The organism is Streptococcus sp. LQJ-218, assembly GCF_003428885.1.
In the GTDB taxonomy this organism is placed as follows: domain Bacteria; phylum Bacillota; class Bacilli; order Lactobacillales; family Streptococcaceae; genus Streptococcus.
In genome coordinates this window covers 127459-144038 of record NZ_QQRU01000005.1, presented here as the reverse complement: position 1 = coordinate 144038, position 16580 = coordinate 127459, and the positions used below count along the sequence as shown (strand labels likewise).

Sequence of the window (16580 nt, the reverse complement as noted above, 5' to 3'; positions counted from 1 at the left end):
GGTAGAAAGCCTAAATAAAAACATCAAGGGTAAGGCTATTTTGAAGGAGAGGTTAAAGCAGGAGTCGATGCTTATGTTTTGAAGGAGCGGAGCATATCTGAGCTCATGTAAACCCTGCATACAGTGCTAGAGGGACGCAAGGAGTATTCTCCAGAGCTGATGGAAGTCATGATGACCCATCCCAATCCCTTGACTGACCAAGAAGTCACTGTTCTACAAGGAGTTGCCCAAGGCCTGTCTAACCAAGAAATTGCGGACAAGCTCTACCTCTCAAACGGCACCGTCCGAAACTATGTCACCAATATTCTTTCGAAACTAGATGCAGGTAATCGAACAGAGGCAGCTAATATCGCGAAAGAATCTGGTTGGTTGTGATGATATAATATTTTTTTGAACATTATGTGCTAAAATTGAAATTATTCAATCAAAAAATGTTGTAATTTGAGGGGGCTTAGTTTCCTCCTTTTTGTTTCGTCTAATACTCTTTGAAAATCTCTTCAAACCATGTCAGTTTCCCCTTGGATAATATATGTGACTGACTTTGTCAGCCTAATATACAACCTCAAAGCAGTGCTTTGAGTAGCCTGCAGCTAGCTTACTATTTTGGTCTTTGATTTTCATTGAGTATAAGATGGTAGCAAAGAGCTAAAATTAAGAATAAAAAAGAAAAATATCTTGACAAGAAAGGGAAAATTTTGTTACAATAATAGACGGTACTTTTTACTTTTGGTCTCTCAAGAGTGTACAGGGACGTGCTGACAAATGTTGCAAAAGTACACACAGATGATAGCTGTCACCAAGTGTATCATCACCAAAAATAAAAAACACAGGAGAATGTAGATGCCTACAATTAACCAATTGGTTCGCAAACCGCGTAAATCAAAAGTAGAAAAATCTAAATCACCAGCTTTGAACGTTGGTTACAACAGTCATAAAAAAGTTCAAACAAACGTTTCTTCACCACAAAAACGTGGTGTTGCAACTCGTGTTGGAACTATGACACCTAAAAAACCTAACTCTGCCCTTCGTAAATTTGCTCGTGTACGTTTGAGCAACCTTATCGAAGTTACTGCCTACATCCCAGGTATCGGACACAACTTGCAAGAGCACAGCGTGGTGCTTCTTCGCGGTGGACGTGTAAAAGACCTTCCAGGGGTACGTTACCATATCGTCCGTGGTGCACTTGATACTGCAGGTGTTAACGATCGTAAACAAGGCCGTTCTAAATACGGTACTAAACGTCCGAAAAAAGCATAAGGAAAGGGGATAAAGAGAAATGAGTCGTAAAAATAGAGCTCCAAAACGTGAAGTATTGCCAGATCCGCTTTACAATTCACAATTAGTTACTCGTCTTATCAACCGCGTTATGCTTGACGGTAAACGTGGTACAGCTGCTTCAATCGTTTACGGTGCTTTTGAACAAATCAAAGAAGCTACTGGTAACGATGCACTTGAAGTATTTGAAACAGCTATGGAAAACATCATGCCTGTACTTGAAGTACGTGCACGTCGTGTTGGTGGTTCTAACTACCAAGTCCCAGTTGAAGTTCGTCCAGAACGTCGTACAACTCTTGGACTTCGTTGGTTGGTAACAATCGCTCGCCTTCGTGGTGAACACACAATGCAAGACCGTCTTGCAAAAGAAATCTTGGATGCTGCTAACAACACTGGTGCAGCAGTTAAGAAACGTGAAGACACTCACCGTATGGCTGAAGCTAACCGTGCCTTCGCACACTTCCGTTGGTAATAAAATGATACCAAGAGCGGTAAAGGCCCAAGGCAAAAATAGGAAACTGATGCAGCGTTCCGTGAACACAAAGCAGTTTATCTTTTTTGCACCGGGCCTCGCTCGGGTTCAAATCAATTAACTTGAGCTTTTAGCCCGAGTTCGATTCAATTTGTAAATCTTCAAGTTGAGACCAACAATAGCATGAAAATATTGAGAACGGGTAGGTCCTGCCTATCCGTTTTTATTAAAATCGTGTTATAATAGAATAGAAATAAAAAATATAGGAGAAACAAACCTCATGGCACGCGAATTTTCACTTGAAAAAACTCGTAATATCGGTATCATGGCTCACGTCGATGCTGGTAAGACAACAACTACTGAGCGTATTCTTTACTACACTGGTAAAATCCACAAAATCGGTGAAACTCACGAAGGTGCGTCACAAATGGACTGGATGGAGCAAGAGCAAGAGCGTGGTATCACTATCACATCTGCTGCGACAACAGCTCAATGGAACAACCACCGCGTAAACATCATCGACACACCAGGACACGTGGACTTCACAATTGAAGTACAACGTTCTCTTCGTGTATTGGACGGTGCGGTTACCGTTCTTGACTCACAATCAGGTGTTGAGCCTCAAACTGAAACAGTTTGGCGTCAAGCAACTGAGTATGGAGTTCCACGTATCGTATTTGCCAACAAAATGGATAAAATCGGTGCTGACTTCCTTTACTCTGTAAGCACACTTCATGATCGTCTTCAAGCAAATGCACATCCAATTCAATTGCCAATCGGTGCTGAAGATGACTTCCGTGGAATCATCGACTTGATCAAGATGAAAGCTGAAATCTATACTAACGACCTTGGTACAGATATCCTTGAAGAAGACATTCCAGCTGACTACCTTGACCAAGCACAAGAATACCGTGAAAAATTGATCGAAGCAGTTGCTGAAACTGACGAAGAATTGATGATGAAATACCTCGAAGGTGAAGAAATCACTAACGAAGAATTGAAAGCTGGTATCCGTAAAGCGACTATCAACGTTGAATTCTACCCAGTATTGTGTGGTTCTGCCTTCAAGAATAAAGGTGTTCAATTGATGCTTGATGCGGTTATCGACTACCTTCCAAGCCCACTTGATATCCCAGCGATCAAAGGTATCAACCCAGATACTGAAGAAGAAGAAACTCGTCCAGCATCTGATGAAGAGCCATTTGCAGCTCTTGCCTTCAAGATTATGACTGACCCATTCGTAGGTCGTTTGACATTCTTCCGTGTTTACTCAGGTGTTCTTCAATCAGGTTCTTACGTATTGAACACTTCTAAAGGTAAACGTGAACGTATCGGGCGTATCCTTCAAATGCACGCTAACAGCCGTCAAGAAATCGATACTGTTTACTCAGGTGATATCGCTGCTGCCGTTGGTTTGAAAGATACTACAACTGGTGACTCATTGACAGATGAAAAAGCTAAAATCATCCTTGAGTCAATCAACGTTCCAGAACCAGTTATCCAATTGATGGTTGAGCCAAAATCTAAAGCTGACCAAGACAAGATGGGTATCGCCCTTCAAAAATTGGCTGAAGAAGATCCAACATTCCGCGTTGAAACTAACGTTGAAACTGGTGAAACAGTTATCTCTGGTATGGGTGAACTTCACCTTGACGTCCTTGTTGACCGTATGCGCCGTGAGTTCAAAGTTGAAGCGAACGTAGGTGCACCTCAAGTATCTTATCGTGAAACATTCCGCGCTTCTACTCAAGCACGTGGATTCTTCAAACGTCAGTCTGGTGGTAAAGGTCAATTCGGTGATGTATGGATTGAATTTACTCCAAACGAAGAAGGTAAAGGATTCGAATTCGAAAACGCAATCGTCGGTGGTGTGGTTCCTCGTGAATTTATCCCAGCGGTTGAAAAAGGTTTGGTAGAATCTATGGCTAACGGTGTTCTTGCAGGTTACCCAATGGTTGACGTTAAAGCTAAACTTTACGATGGTTCATACCACGATGTCGACTCATCTGAAACTGCCTTCAAGATCGCGGCTTCACTTGCCCTTAAAGAAGCTGCTAAATCAGCACAACCAGCTATCCTTGAACCAATGATGCTTGTAACAATCACTGTTCCAGAAGAAAACCTTGGTGATGTTATGGGTCACGTAACTGCTCGTCGTGGACGTGTAGATGGTATGGAAGCACATGGTAACAGCCAAATCGTTCGTGCTTACGTTCCACTTGCTGAAATGTTCGGTTACGCAACAGTTCTTCGTTCTGCATCTCAAGGACGCGGTACATTCATGATGGTATTTGACCACTACGAAGATGTACCTAAGTCAGTACAAGAAGAAATCATTAAGAAAAACAAAGGTGAAGACTAATCAGTCCTCGCTCTAGAAGGAAGTCACTTAGTGGCTTCCTTTTTTGTATAGTGACGATAAATTTCATAAACTCTGCAAACGTGCAGGACACACAAAAAAATCATACAAAAGGGAGCTAAAGTGATTTGCGAAAGAAATTTATAATATAAATGCAATTAGTTGCTAAAAAATGTGAATTATCTTTTAAAACTTATAAAAACAAAAATAACATTCATAAATAAATGTTAAAATAGAAAATTCAGAAAATTTCTTCTTTTCTCTTGAAAAATTTTGAAAAAATGGTATGATAGTAACAAGTTATTTTTAAGAGAAGAGAAAGGGGAACAATGGAGAAAATCAGTTTAGAATCTCCTAAGACGGGGTCGGACCTAGTTTTGGAAACACTTCATGATTTAGGAATTGATACCATTTTTGGTTATCCTGGTGGTGCTGTCTTGCCTTTGTATGATGCGATATATAATTTTAAAGGCATTCGTCACATTCTAGGACGCCATGAGCAAGGCTGTCTGCATGAAGCTGAAGGTTATGCAAAATCAACTGGAAAGTTGGGTGTTGCCGTCGTCACTAGCGGACCGGGAGCAACAAATGCCATTACAGGGATTGCGGATGCCATGAGCGACAGCGTTCCCCTTTTGGTCTTTACAGGTCAAGTGGCGCGAGCAGGGATTGGGAAGGATGCCTTTCAGGAGGCAGACATCGTGGGAATTACCATGCCAATCACTAAGTACAATTACCAAGTTCGTGAGACGGCTGATATTCCGCGTATCATTACGGAAGCTGTCCATATCGCAACTACAGGCCGTCCAGGCCCAGTTGTCATTGACCTACCTAAAGACGTATCTGCTTTGGAAACAGACTTCATTTATTCTCCAGAAGTGAACTTACCAAGCTATCAGCCGACTCTTGAGCCAAATGAAATGCAAATCAAGAAAATCTTGAAGCAATTATCCAAGGCCAAAAAGCCAGTCTTGCTTGTTGGTGGTGGGGTTAGTTATGCTGAAGCAGCTGTAGAATTAAATGAATTTGCAGAGCGTTATCAAATTCCAGTGGTAACCAGCCTTTTGGGGCAAGGAACGATTGCAACGAGTCATCCGCTCTTCCTAGGAATGGGAGGAATGCACGGGTCATTTGCAGCCAACATTGCAATGACCGAGGCGGACTTTATGATTAGTATTGGTTGCCGGTTCGACGACCGCTTGACGGGAAATCCTAAGACCTTTGCTAAAAATGCCAAGGTTGCCCACATTGATATTGATCCAGCTGAGATTGGCAAGATTATCAGTGCAGATATTCCTGTAGTTGGAGATGCGAAAAAAGCCTTGCAAATGTTGCTGGCTGAGTCGACAATTCATAACAATACTGAGAAATGGATTGAAAAAGTCACTAAAGACAAGAACCGCGTTCGTTCTTATGATAAGAAAGAACGTGTGGTTCAACCGCAAGCTGTTATTGAACGTATCGGTGAGTTGACGAATGGGGATGCTATTGTTGTCACTGATGTAGGACAACATCAAATGTGGACAGCTCAGTATTATCCCTATCAAAATGAACGTCAGTTAGTGACTTCAGGTGGTTTGGGAACGATGGGATTTGGAATTCCAGCAGCAATCGGTGCTAAAATTGCTAACCCGGATAAGGAAGTAGTCTTGTTTGTTGGGGATGGTGGTTTCCAAATGACCAACCAAGAATTGGCTATTTTGAATATTTACAAGGTGCCAATCAAGGTGGTTATGCTGAACAATCACTCACTTGGAATGGTTCGCCAGTGGCAGGAATCCTTCTATGAAGGTAGAACATCAGAGTCAGTCTTTGACACCCTTCCTGATTTCCAATTGATGGCACAAGCTTATGGGATTAAAAACTATAAGTTTGACAATCCTGAGACCTTGGCTCAAGACCTTGAAGTCATCACTGAGGATGTTCCTATGCTAATCGAGGTAGATATTTCTCGTAAGGAGCAGGTATTACCAATGGTACCAGCTGGTAAGAGTAATCATGAGATGTTGGGGGTGAAGTTCCATGCGTAGAATGTTAACAGCAAAACTACAAAATCGTTCAGGAGTCCTCAATCGCTTTACAGGTGTCCTATCTCGTCGTCAGGTTAATATTGAAAGTATCTCTGTTGGAGCAACAGAAGATCCGAATGTATCGCGTATTACCATTATTATTGATGTAGCTTCACATGATGAAGTGGAGCAAATTATCAAACAGCTCAATCGTCAGATTGATGTGATTCGCATTCGTGATATTACAGACAAGCCTCATTTGGAGCGCGAGGTGATTTTGGTTAAGATGTCGGCGCCAGCTGAGAAGCGAGCTGAGATTCTAGCCATTATTCAACCTTTCCGTGCAACGGTGGTAGACGTAGCACCAAGCTCGATTACCATTCAGATGACAGGAAATGCAGAAAAGAGCGAAGCCCTGTTGCGAGTCATTCGACCATACGGTATTCGAAATATTGCTCGTACGGGTGCAACTGGATTTACCCGCGATTAAAATTCAACTTAAATTTGTTAATCCAGCCTAAAAGGCAATAAATAATAGAAAAGAGAGAAAAATTATGGCAGTTCAAATGGAATATGAAAAAGATGTTAAAGTAGCAGCACTTGACGGTAAAAAAATCGCCGTTATCGGTTATGGTTCACAAGGACATGCGCATGCTCAAAACTTGCGTGATTCAGGTCGCGATGTCATCATCGGTGTACGTCCAGGTAAATCTTTTGACAAAGCAAAAGAAGATGGATTTGACACTTACACAGTAGCAGAAGCTACTAAATTAGCTGATGTTATCATGATTTTGGCACCAGACGAAATCCAACAAGAATTGTACGAAGCAGAAATTGCTCCAAACTTGGAAGCTGGAAATGCAGTTGGATTTGCTCACGGTTTCAACATCCACTTTGAATTTATCAAAGTTCCTGCGGATGTAGATGTCTTCATGTGTGCTCCTAAAGGACCAGGACATTTGGTACGCCGTACTTACGAAGAAGGATTTGGTGTTCCGGCTCTTTATGCAGTTTACCAAGATGCTACAGGAAATGCTAAAAACATCGCTATGGACTGGTGTAAAGGTGTTGGAGCAGCGCGTGTAGGTCTTCTTGAAACAACTTATAAAGAAGAAACTGAAGAAGATTTGTTTGGTGAACAAGCTGTACTTTGCGGTGGTTTGACTGCCCTTATCGAAGCTGGTTTTGAAGTATTGACAGAAGCAGGCTACGCTCCCGAATTGGCTTACTTTGAAGTTCTTCACGAAATGAAATTGATCGTTGACTTGATCTATGAAGGTGGATTTAAGAAAATGCGTCAATCTATTTCAAATACTGCTGAGTATGGCGACTATGTATCAGGTCCACGTGTAATCACTGAACAAGTCAAAGAAAACATGAAAGCAGTTCTTGCGGATATCCAAAATGGTAAATTTGCAAACGACTTTGTAAATGACTATAAAGCTGGACGTCCAAAATTGACTGCCTACCGTGAACAGGCAGCTAGCCTTGAAATTGAAAAAGTTGGTGCAGAATTGCGTAAAGCAATGCCATTCGTTGGTAAAAACGACGATGATGCATTTAAAATCTATAACTAATTGATAGAAATTAAGGTGAAGGCGAGTTGGGGGACTAACTCGCTTTTATAATCAATTCATCCTTTTTAAGAGGATGGACTACGATCAGTTTGAAATAGTCTAGGAGAAAAAGATGTTAAGTTCAAAAGATATCATCAAGGCTCATAAGGTCTTGAACGGTGTGGTTGTGAATACTCCACTGGATTACGATCATTATTTATCGGAGAAGTATGGTGCTAAGATTTATTTGAAAAAGGAAAATGCTCAACGTGTTCGCTCTTTTAAAATTCGTGGTGCCTATTATGCCATTTCTCAGCTTAGCAAGGAAGAACGTGAACGTGGAGTAGTCTGCGCTTCTGCAGGAAATCATGCGCAGGGAGTTGCTTATACTTGTAAAGAAATGAAAATTTCTGCTACTATCTTTATGCCCATTACTACGCCACAACAAAAGATTGGTCAGGTTCGCTTTTTTGGAGGGGACTTCGTGACCATTAAATTAGTTGGAGATACCTTTGATGCCTCAGCAAAAGCAGCTCAAGAATTTACAGTCTCTGAAAATCGTACCTTTATTGATCCCTTTGATGATGCCCATGTTCAAGCAGGTCAAGGGACAGTTGCTTATGAGATTTTAGAAGAAGCTCGAAAAGAATCAATTGATTTTGATGCTGTCTTGGTCCCTGTTGGAGGTGGCGGTCTTATTGCTGGGGTTTCCACCTATATCAAGGAAACAAGTCCAGAAATTGAAGTCATTGGGGTAGAGGCTAATGGAGCGCGTTCCATGAAGGCTGCTTTTGAAGCTGGTGGTCCTGTCAAACTCAAAGAAATTGACAAATTTGCGGATGGGATTGCTGTACAAAAGGTAGGTCAGTTGACCTATGAAGCAACTCGTCAACATGTTCAAAATTTAGTAGGTGTAGATGAGGGATTGATTTCTGAAACCTTGATTGATCTCTACTCTAAGCAAGGGATTGTCGCAGAACCTGCTGGAGCGGCTAGTATCGCCTCTTTAGAGGTTTTAGCTGAATATATCAAGGGGAAAACTATTTGTTGTATCATTTCTGGAGGAAATAATGATATCAACCGTATGCCTGAAATGGAAGAGCGTGCCTTGATTTATGGTGGGATCAAGCATTATTTTGTGGTCAATTTTCCACAGCGTCCAGGTGCTCTGCGTGAGTTTGTAAATGATATCTTGGGACCAAATGATGATATCACTCGTTTTGAGTATATCAAACGAGCTAGCAAGGGGACAGGCCCAGTGTTGATTGGGATTGCTTTGGCAGATAAGCATGATTATGCAGAAATGATCCGTCGAATGGAAGGTTTTGACCCAGCCTATATTAACTTAAATGGTAATGAAACACTCTATAATATGCTTGTCTGAGCACTAATAAAAATATCATATTATTTGCACAATTGATGTATAGGTGCTATAATGAAGATGAAGAAAGGGGGCGGTTCCTATGGACTTAGGAAATCGATTACGCTATTTCTATCATAATTCATTATAGTACCTATGTTTTTTGATTCAATTTATAGTAAGGTAGTAAAATTACTTGTTATATATAAGGTTTTTTTGAAATTCAATATTTTATATATGGCAGGTCTGAGACTTGTCTAAATCTAATAGGAATTAGAAAAATAATCAACACGAATAGAAAACCTTATAATGAGGTAATTGAAAAGAGTGATGAGATACTAAGAAGGTAAAAACAGTAGAAAATGTTGAAAGATAGGATACTATTGTTTCTTAACTACTAATCTTTTTGGGTTTAAAGAAACAAAAAGGAATCTTGATAAAGGAAATAAATAGTACCAGTTGAGAAAGTGAAAAGCATTTATAAAGGCAGGAAGAAAATTAAAGAAGGAGGAGAGAAATAATAGTTAGTAATAGTGTGGAGAGAAAGTCTTCCGCTATTAGAAATATCGTTTAAAAGTTAGATAAATAGAATAAAGTTGAAGATAAAACCTGTCTAACCTATCCCGAACTGGTATTTGTAAATTATGAATATTTTTACAAACAAAAGAGTTAATAATACAATTGTTTTAAAAGTATTTACTAATGGTTTATAGTAAGTTAAAACCTATATATTATCGGCTTTAATAAGATAGTAACAGAAAAATAAATCATTAATTTTATTGAATATATGTTTTTTTATTGACAAAAGTCATAAAAACGTATACAATTAAATACCATAAAGAAGAAAATAGGAGAAGGACATGACTAAGTCAAACTTTGAAAAAGTAGAATCAGTTGTTGGCTGGGTTCGTGATAAGAAAATCACAGGCTACCGTATCTCTAAAGAAACGAATGCACGTGAAATGTCTATCATTGCTCTAGCGCAGGGGCGTGCAAAAGTAAAAAATATTTCGTTTGAAACGGCTCTAGGTTTAATTGATTTCTATGATAAAAATCATGAAAAATTTGAAGATTAATCTTTGGATAATGGCGGATTCTTGAAATGGATCTGCCTTTTTATTTTGAGGACAGCAAAAAGACTGCACGGTTGATGCAGCCTTTTCTTTTTATTTGAGATAGCGTTGAAGAAATTCTTTTGTTCGCTCTTCTTTAGGATTGGTGAAGAGGTCTTCTGGTTTGCCTTCTTCAGCAATCACACCTTTATCCATAAAGATAACACGGTGAGAGACATCACGAGCAAATTCCATCTCGTGAGTCACTACAATTATAGTCAAGCCTTCTTTGGCAAGTTCCTGCATGATTTTAAGGACTTCTCCAACCATTTCTGGATCGAGAGCTGATGTTGGTTCATCAAAGAGAATAGCGTCCGGATTCATGGAAAGGGCACGAGCGATGGCTACACGTTGTTTTTGGCCACCTGAGAGTTGTTTTGGTTTGGCTTGCCAGTAGCGTTCTCCCATACCGACCTTTTCTAGGTTTTCTTTAGCCATCTTTTCAGCTTCTGTACGTTCGCGTTTAAGGACAGTTGTCTGAGCGACAATTGTGTTTTCAAGCACGTTGAGATTTTCAAAGAGGTTAAAGGATTGGAACACCATCCCCAATTTTTCACGGTATTGCGTGAGGTCATAGCCTTTTTCAAGGACGTTTTGTCCATGATAAAGGATTTGTCCATCAGTTGGTGTTTCAAGAAGGTTAATGGAGCGTAGGAAAGTTGATTTTCCGCTTCCAGAGCTTCCGATGATAGAGATGACCTCGCCCTTGTGGACAGTGAGTGAAATGTCTTTTAGCACTTCGTTTTGTCCATAGGATTTTTTGAGATGTTTAATTTCAAGGATTGCTTGTGTCATTATTTCAAATCCTCCGTTTGCATTTGGTTAGCATCTGTAGTATAGGTATCCATGTCCATGCGGCGTTCGATGAAGCGTAGGATACGTGTTACGGTGAAGGTGAGGACAAAGTAAATCACGGCGATGATTGTAAATGTCTGGAAGTATTGATAGGTTTGTGTTGCCACGGTATTTCCTGAGAAATAAAGTTCGACAACAGAGATAACGTTCAATACAGATGTATCTTTGATATTGATGACAAATTCATTACCAGTTGCTGGTAGGATGTTGCGGACGACCTGAGGTAGGACAATCTTACGCATGGTTTGGTTATGAGTCATACCAAGAGCAGTCGCAGCTTCAAACTGTCCCTTGTCAACTGCTAGGATACCACCGCGGACGATTTCGGTCATGTAGGCACCAGTGTTGATCGAAACGATGAAGATAGCAGCCAGTGTGCGGTCAAGGTTGATACCGAAAGCTTGGGCAGTTCCATAGTAGATAACCATCGATTGAACAATCATAGGTGTACCACGGAAAATTTCAATGTAGACATTGAGGATCCAGCCGACTAGTTTTTGTAGGCCGTAAATGGCTTTGTTTTCAGATAGTGGAGCAGTACGGAAGACACCAATGGCAAGTCCAATAATGAGACCTGTGATGGTTCCGACGATAGAGATTAAAAGAGTTACACCAGCACCACGCAAGAGTTGTTGCCAGTTTTCAGAAAGAATTTTAGCGACTTGGCTAAAGAAACTACTGCTAGCCTCTTCAGTTGTTGTAGCTTCGGYAGGTTGCTCTTTGATCATACGATCCATCAAGGCAACTTGGTCGTCTTTTGAAATAGTTTCAATGCTAGCATTGATTTGGCTAATGCGATTATCATCCTTACGAAGCCCGATGGCGATAGCTGTATCTTCTTCTCCAGTTTTAAAACCTGGTTCCACTTGAACCATTTTAAACTTAGAGTTAGCAGTTTCAGCAGTCAGGGCTTCTGGGCGTTCAGAAACATAGGCATCGATGACCCCAGCCTCAAGAGCTTGGCGCATTTGAGCGAAATCCCCCATGGCTGTTTCTTTTTTAGCTCCTGGGATTTGTGCAATCAAATCGTAAAGGTAGACCCCTTGTTGAGAAGTAATTTTCGCACCGTTAAAGTCATCCAAAGATTTGGCATTTGCGTAGGCAGAATCTTTTTTGACTAGTAGAACTGGTTCGCTAGTGTAGTAACTGCTTGAAAAGGCAATTTCTTGTTTACGCTCGGCAGTTGGACTCATACCTGTGATAATCATGTCAATCTTACCAGAAGTAAGGGCAGGGACTAGGCCTTCCCACTTGGTTTTAACAACCAAAGGTTCTTTACCTAAGTCCTTAGCGATTTTCTTAGCGATTTGAACATCGTATCCGTTGGCATACTGGTTAGTTCCATCGATTTTGACAGCTCCATTGCTATCATCGTCTTGAGTCCAGTTAAAGGGAGCATATGCTGCTTCCATCCCGATGCGTAAATATTCATCAGCATGAGCAACATTGACAAGTCCCAGCATCAGCAAGAGACTTGTGAAAATAGATAAGTATATTTTTCTCATGATTTCTCCTATTTCTAATCTATTAAAAAATAACTGTCTCCTATTTTATCGAAAAAAACTCTATTTTTCAATATAGGTAAGCCTTTACTTATGAAAAAATGATATAATGATAGCAAAGATAAAAAGGGGGCTTAGTTGATGAAAAAAACTTTTTTCTTACTAGTGTTAGGCTTGTTTTGCCTTCTGCCATTCTCTGTTTTTGCTATTGATTTCAAGATAAACTCTTATCAAGGGGATTTGTATATTCATGCAGACAATACAGCAGAATTTAGACAGAAGATAGTTTACCAGTTKGAGGAGGACTTTAAGGGCCAAATCGTGGGGCTTGGACGTGCTGGCAAGATGCCTAGTGGGTTTGAGATAGATTCTCATCCAAAGGTTCAGGCTGCGAAAAACGGTGCAGAACTGACAGATGTTACTAGCGAAGTGGCAGAAGAAGCGAATGGTTATACTGTGAAAGTCTATAACCCCGGTCAGGAAGGCGATACAGTTGAAGTTGTCCTCACATGGAATTTAAAAAATTTGCTTTTCCTATATGATGACATCGCTGAATTAAATTGGCAACCTTTAACAGATAGTTCAGGAACTATTGGAAAGTTTGAATTTCATGTGAGGGGAGACAAGGGGGCTGAAAAACTCTTTTTCCATACAGGCAAACTTTTTAGAGAGGGAACGATTGAAAAGAGTAATCTTGATTATACTATTCGTTTGGACAATCTTCCAGCTAAGCGTGGAGTTGAATTGCATGCATACTGGCCTCGGACCGATTTTGCTAGCGCTGGAGATCAGGGTTTGAAAGGGAATCGTTTAGAAGAGTTTAATAAGATAGAAGACTCGATTGTTAAAGAAAAGGAGCAAAGTAAAGAACTTGTTACTTGGGTCTTCCCTGCTATACTTTCCATCTCCTTGTTATTGAGTGCCTGTTTCTATCTTATCTATAGAAAAAAGACCACCCCTTCAGTCAAATATGCAAAAAATCATCGTCTCTATGAACCACCAATGGAATTAGAGCCTATGGTTTTATCGGAGGCTGTCTACTCGACCTCTTTGGATGAAGTGAGTCCTCTAACCAAGGGAGCTGGTAAATTTACCTTTGACCAACTTGTTCAAGCTACCTTGTTAGATGTGATTGACCGTGGGAATGTTTCTATTGTTGCAGATGGAGATGCAGTTGGTTTGAGTTTGGTAAAAGAAGAGGGCTTATCAAATTTTGAGAAAGACTGCCTTAATCTGGCTTTTTCAGGCAAAAAAGAAGTAGCTCTTTCAAATTTGTTTGCGGATTACAAGGTATCTGAAACTCTTTATCGTGGGGCAAAAGTCTCTGATGAAAAACGGATTCAAGCAAGAGGGATTCAGCTCAAATCCTCTTTCGAAGAAGCATTGAAAGAAATGCAAGAAGGAGTGCGAAAGCGAGTTTCTTTCTGGGGTCTCCCAGATTATTATCGTCCTTTAACTGGTGGGGAAAAGGCCTTGCAAATGGGTATGGGACTCTCTACGGTTTTACCTCTTTTTATTGGATTTGGTTTGTTCTTGTACAGTTTAGACGTTCATGGCTATCTTCACATCCCCTTGGCAATACTTGGTTTTCTAGGTTTAGTTTTGGCTGTTTTCTATTATTGGAAGCTTCGATTAGATAACCGTGATGGTGTCCTAAATGAAGCAGGGGCAGAAGTCTACTATCTCTGGACCAGTTTTGAAAATATGTTGCGGGAGATTGCACGATTGGATCAGGCTGAACTGGAAAGTATTGTACTTTGGAATCGCCTTTTGGTCTATGCGACCTTATTTGGCTATGCGGACAAGGTCAGCCGTTTGATGAAGGTGCATCAGATTCAAGTAGAAAATCCAGATATCAATCTCTATGTAGCTTATGGCTGGCATAGTATGTTTTATCATTCAACAGCGCAAATGAGCCATTATGCTAGTGTCGCAAATACAGCAAGTACCTACTCCGTATCTTCTGGAAGTGGAAGTTCTGGCGGTGGCTTCTCTGGAGGCGGAGGAGGCGGTAGTATCGGCGCCTTTTAAAGAGAACTGCCATAGACTGAAAAGTATGCTATAATGGAAGATAGAAAAAAGGAGTAATCTATGTATCTTATTGAAATTTTAAAATCTATCTTCTTCGGGATTGTTGAAGGAATTACGGAATGGCTGCCGATTTCTAGTACAGGTCACTTGATTCTAGCAGAGGAATTTATCCAATACCAAAATCAGAATGAAGCCTTTATGTCCATGTTTAATGTCGTGATTCAGCTTGGTGCTATTTTAGCGGTTATGGTGATTTACTTTAACAAGCTCAATCCTTTCAAACCAAGTAAGGACAAACAGGAAGTTCGTCAAACTTGGCAATTGTGGTCTAAAGTTCTTGTAGCTACTTTACCTTTGCTTGCTGTATTTAAGTTTGATGATTGGTTTGATACCCATTTTCATAATATGGTTTCTGTTGCTCTCATGTTGATTATCTATGGGATTGCCTTTATCTATTTGGAAAAGCGTAATAAAGCGCGTGCTATCGAGCCAAGTGTGACAGAGTTGGATAAGCTTCCTTATACGACAGCCTTCTATATCGGCCTCTTCCAAGTTCTTGCCCTGTTACCAGGAACCAGTCGTTCTGGGGCAACGATTGTCGGTGGTTTGTTAAATGGAACCAGTCGTTCTGTTGTGACAGAATTTACCTTCTATCTTGGAATTCCAGTTATGTTTGGAGCTAGTGCCTTAAAGATTTTCAAATTTGTAAAAGCAGGACAGCTCTTGAGCTTTGGACAATTATTCTTGCTCTTGGTTGCCATGGGCGTCGCTTTTGCAGTCAGTATGGTCGCTATTCGTTTCTTGACCAGCTATGTGAAAAAACACGACTTTACCCTTTTTGGTAAATACCGTATCGTGCTTGGTAGCGTCTTGCTATTTTATAGCTTTGTCCGTTTATTTGTATAAGAAAAACCTTGAAGGGGCAGCTCTTCAAGGTTTTAAAATCCAGTCACGGTAATCCCTAGCAGTCGGACACCTCTTTCTTTCTCGCTTAATTCTTCATAGAGTTGCAGGGCTATTTGGCTTATCTGACTAGCATCCTGTGTTTTTTGAGCAAGACTTTTTCGTTTCGTAAGAGTTGAAAAGTCCTCGTAGCGGATTTTCAAAATGACAATTTTTCCAGCTTTTTCTTGCTGAGCGAGATTGAGAGCGACTCTTTCTGATAGGAGAGTCAGCTCTTTTTTGATGTCTTCCTCGGCACGGAGAATCTTTCCATAGGTTTTCTCCTTCCCGATTGATTTACGGATACGATTTGATTTGACTGGGGAATTGTGGATACCACGAGCCTTTCGATAAAGGTCATAGCCCAGTCTGCCAAAACGGTCTATTAGGGTCACTTCAGGAACTTCAAGTAGATCTGCGCCAGTAAAAACGCCCAATTGGTGAAGGCGTTCAACCGTCTTTTTTCCTACTCCATGAAACTTGGAAACATCCATTTGTTTGAGAAAATCTTCAGCTTGGTCAGGTAGAATCACTGTCAGACCATGTGGTTTTTGATAATCACTAGCCATCTTTGCTAAGAACTTGTTGTAGGAAACACCGGCAGAAGCAGTTAAATGGAGTTCTTGCCAAATATCCTCTTGAATGAGGCGAGCGATTTTGACTGCCGACTTGATACCGAGTTTATTTTCTGTTACATCCAAGTAAGCCTCGTCAATACTCATAGGTTCAATCAAATCTGTATAGCGCTTAAAAATAGCTCGAATCTGGAGGCCCACAGATTTGTATTTCTCATAATTCCCTGAGATAAAGATAGCTTGGGGACAGCGCTCATAAGCTTCTTTAGAACTCATGGCAGAGTGAATGCCAAAGGCTCGCGCCTCGTAGCTACAAGTAGACACAACTCCCCGCCCACCTGTCTGCCGAGGGTCGCTTCCGATAATGACAGGTTTTCCTCTGAGTTTAGGATTATCCCTGATTTCCACGGCAGCAAAAAAGGCATCCATATCGATATGGATGATTTTTCTGGACAAATCATTAATCAATGGAAATATGAGCATTTTGCTTCCTTTCTACTATCATTTTTTATTCATTATACCTTTTTTTCTG

13 protein-coding genes and 1 pseudogene are annotated in these 16580 nt (G+C 40.6%); 11 read left to right on the top strand and 3 right to left on the bottom strand.

From position 1 onward, the window contains the following. Positions 1-33 precede the first annotated feature (33 nt). The 9 genes and pseudogenes from D2908_RS05910 to D2908_RS05865 form a co-directional block, all read left to right on the top strand. Positions 34-375, top strand: a pseudogene (locus D2908_RS05910) (response regulator transcription factor); the annotation flags it as partial. A 465-nt stretch (positions 376-840) separates the two neighbouring features. Beyond that, entirely contained in the window at positions 841-1257 is a 417-nt protein-coding gene (gene rpsL, locus D2908_RS05900; protein WP_001142333.1) for a 30S ribosomal protein S12, read from the top strand. 19 nt (positions 1258-1276) lie between these two features. Then, positions 1277-1747, top strand: a complete 471-nt coding sequence (gene rpsG, locus D2908_RS05895; RefSeq protein ID WP_004250722.1) for a 30S ribosomal protein S7 — start codon at positions 1277-1279, stop codon at positions 1745-1747. A gap of 280 nt (positions 1748-2027) precedes the next feature. Beyond that, positions 2028-4109, top strand: a complete 2082-nt coding sequence (gene fusA, locus D2908_RS05890; RefSeq protein ID WP_049497248.1) for an elongation factor G — start codon at positions 2028-2030, stop codon at positions 4107-4109. Between the two features lie 326 nt (positions 4110-4435). Further along, positions 4436-6136 carry an acetolactate synthase large subunit gene (locus tag D2908_RS05885; RefSeq protein ID WP_117305599.1) on the top strand — a complete coding sequence of 567 codons (1701 nt, stop codon included), beginning with the start codon at positions 4436-4438 and terminating at the stop codon, positions 6134-6136. Further along, positions 6129-6605, top strand: coding sequence for an acetolactate synthase small subunit (gene ilvN / locus D2908_RS05880; protein WP_001253803.1), 477 nt, complete (start codon positions 6129-6131; stop codon positions 6603-6605). The genes D2908_RS05885 and ilvN overlap by 8 nt, the downstream gene beginning before the upstream one ends. A 64-nt stretch (positions 6606-6669) precedes the next feature. Continuing rightward, the gene (gene ilvC / locus D2908_RS05875) at positions 6670-7692 is read left to right on the top strand and encodes a ketol-acid reductoisomerase (protein WP_117305597.1); all 1023 of its coding nucleotides are present in this window, start codon (positions 6670-6672) and stop codon (positions 7690-7692) included. Between the two features lie 112 nt (positions 7693-7804). Continuing rightward, positions 7805-9055: a threonine ammonia-lyase IlvA gene (gene ilvA / locus D2908_RS05870; protein ID WP_117305596.1), complete on the top strand. Its 1251-nt coding sequence runs from the start codon at positions 7805-7807 to the stop codon at positions 9053-9055. An 836-nt stretch (positions 9056-9891) separates the two neighbouring features. Further along, positions 9892-10107, top strand: a complete 216-nt coding sequence (locus D2908_RS05865; protein ID WP_049497238.1) for a hypothetical protein — start codon at positions 9892-9894, stop codon at positions 10105-10107. Between the two features lie 90 nt (positions 10108-10197). Here the strand turns inward: D2908_RS05865 and D2908_RS05860 are convergent, their stop codons facing one another. Continuing rightward, the gene (locus D2908_RS05860) at positions 10198-10938 is read right to left on the bottom strand and encodes an amino acid ABC transporter ATP-binding protein (RefSeq protein ID WP_117305594.1); all 741 of its coding nucleotides are present in this window, start codon (positions 10936-10938) and stop codon (positions 10198-10200) included. Beyond that, positions 10938-12503 carry an ABC transporter substrate-binding protein/permease gene (locus D2908_RS05855; RefSeq protein ID WP_117305592.1) on the bottom strand — a complete coding sequence of 522 codons (1566 nt, stop codon included), beginning with the start codon at positions 12501-12503 and terminating at the stop codon, positions 10938-10940. The genes D2908_RS05860 and D2908_RS05855 overlap by 1 nt, the downstream gene beginning before the upstream one ends. 138 nt (positions 12504-12641) lie before the next feature. On the opposite strand from D2908_RS05855, the gene D2908_RS05850 reads away from it, so the two are divergent. Together D2908_RS05850 and D2908_RS05845 are read left to right on the top strand one after the other, a co-directional pair. Then, positions 12642-14531, top strand: a complete 1890-nt coding sequence (locus D2908_RS05850; protein ID WP_117305591.1) for a DUF2207 domain-containing protein — start codon at positions 12642-12644, stop codon at positions 14529-14531. A gap of 60 nt (positions 14532-14591) precedes the next feature. Further along, complete coding sequence (locus D2908_RS05845) at positions 14592-15437, top strand: undecaprenyl-diphosphate phosphatase (protein WP_049497230.1); 846 nt, start codon at positions 14592-14594, stop codon at positions 15435-15437. Positions 15438-15469: 32 nt separating this feature from the next. Here D2908_RS05845 and dinB read toward each other — a convergent pair whose 3' ends face one another. Continuing rightward, positions 15470-16531: a DNA polymerase IV gene (dinB, locus tag D2908_RS05840; RefSeq protein WP_117305589.1), complete on the bottom strand. Its 1062-nt coding sequence runs from the start codon at positions 16529-16531 to the stop codon at positions 15470-15472. Positions 16532-16580: the final 49 nt, after the last annotated feature.

What these genes read in the sequence shown, in the direction of transcription:
- rpsL (WP_001142333.1), top strand. Translation starts at nt 841, where the DNA reads ATGCCTACAATTAACCAATTGGTTCGCAAACCGCGTAAATCAAAAGTA.
- rpsG (WP_004250722.1), top strand. Translation starts at nt 1,277, where the DNA reads ATGAGTCGTAAAAATAGAGCTCCAAAACGTGAAGTATTGCCAGATCCG.
- fusA (WP_049497248.1), top strand. Translation starts at nt 2,028, where the DNA reads ATGGCACGCGAATTTTCACTTGAAAAAACTCGTAATATCGGTATCATG.
- D2908_RS05885 (WP_117305599.1), top strand. Translation starts at nt 4,436, where the DNA reads ATGGAGAAAATCAGTTTAGAATCTCCTAAGACGGGGTCGGACCTAGTT.
- ilvN (WP_001253803.1), top strand. Translation starts at nt 6,129, where the DNA reads ATGCGTAGAATGTTAACAGCAAAACTACAAAATCGTTCAGGAGTCCTC.
- ilvC (WP_117305597.1), top strand. Translation starts at nt 6,670, where the DNA reads ATGGCAGTTCAAATGGAATATGAAAAAGATGTTAAAGTAGCAGCACTT.
- ilvA (WP_117305596.1), top strand. Translation starts at nt 7,805, where the DNA reads ATGTTAAGTTCAAAAGATATCATCAAGGCTCATAAGGTCTTGAACGGT.
- D2908_RS05865 (WP_049497238.1), top strand. Translation starts at nt 9,892, where the DNA reads ATGACTAAGTCAAACTTTGAAAAAGTAGAATCAGTTGTTGGCTGGGTT.
- D2908_RS05860 (WP_117305594.1), bottom strand. Translation starts at nt 10,938, where the DNA reads ATGACACAAGCAATCCTTGAAATTAAACATCTCAAAAAATCCTATGGA.
- D2908_RS05845 (WP_049497230.1), top strand. Translation starts at nt 14,592, where the DNA reads ATGTATCTTATTGAAATTTTAAAATCTATCTTCTTCGGGATTGTTGAA.
- dinB (WP_117305589.1), bottom strand. Translation starts at nt 16,531, where the DNA reads ATGCTCATATTTCCATTGATTAATGATTTGTCCAGAAAAATCATCCAT.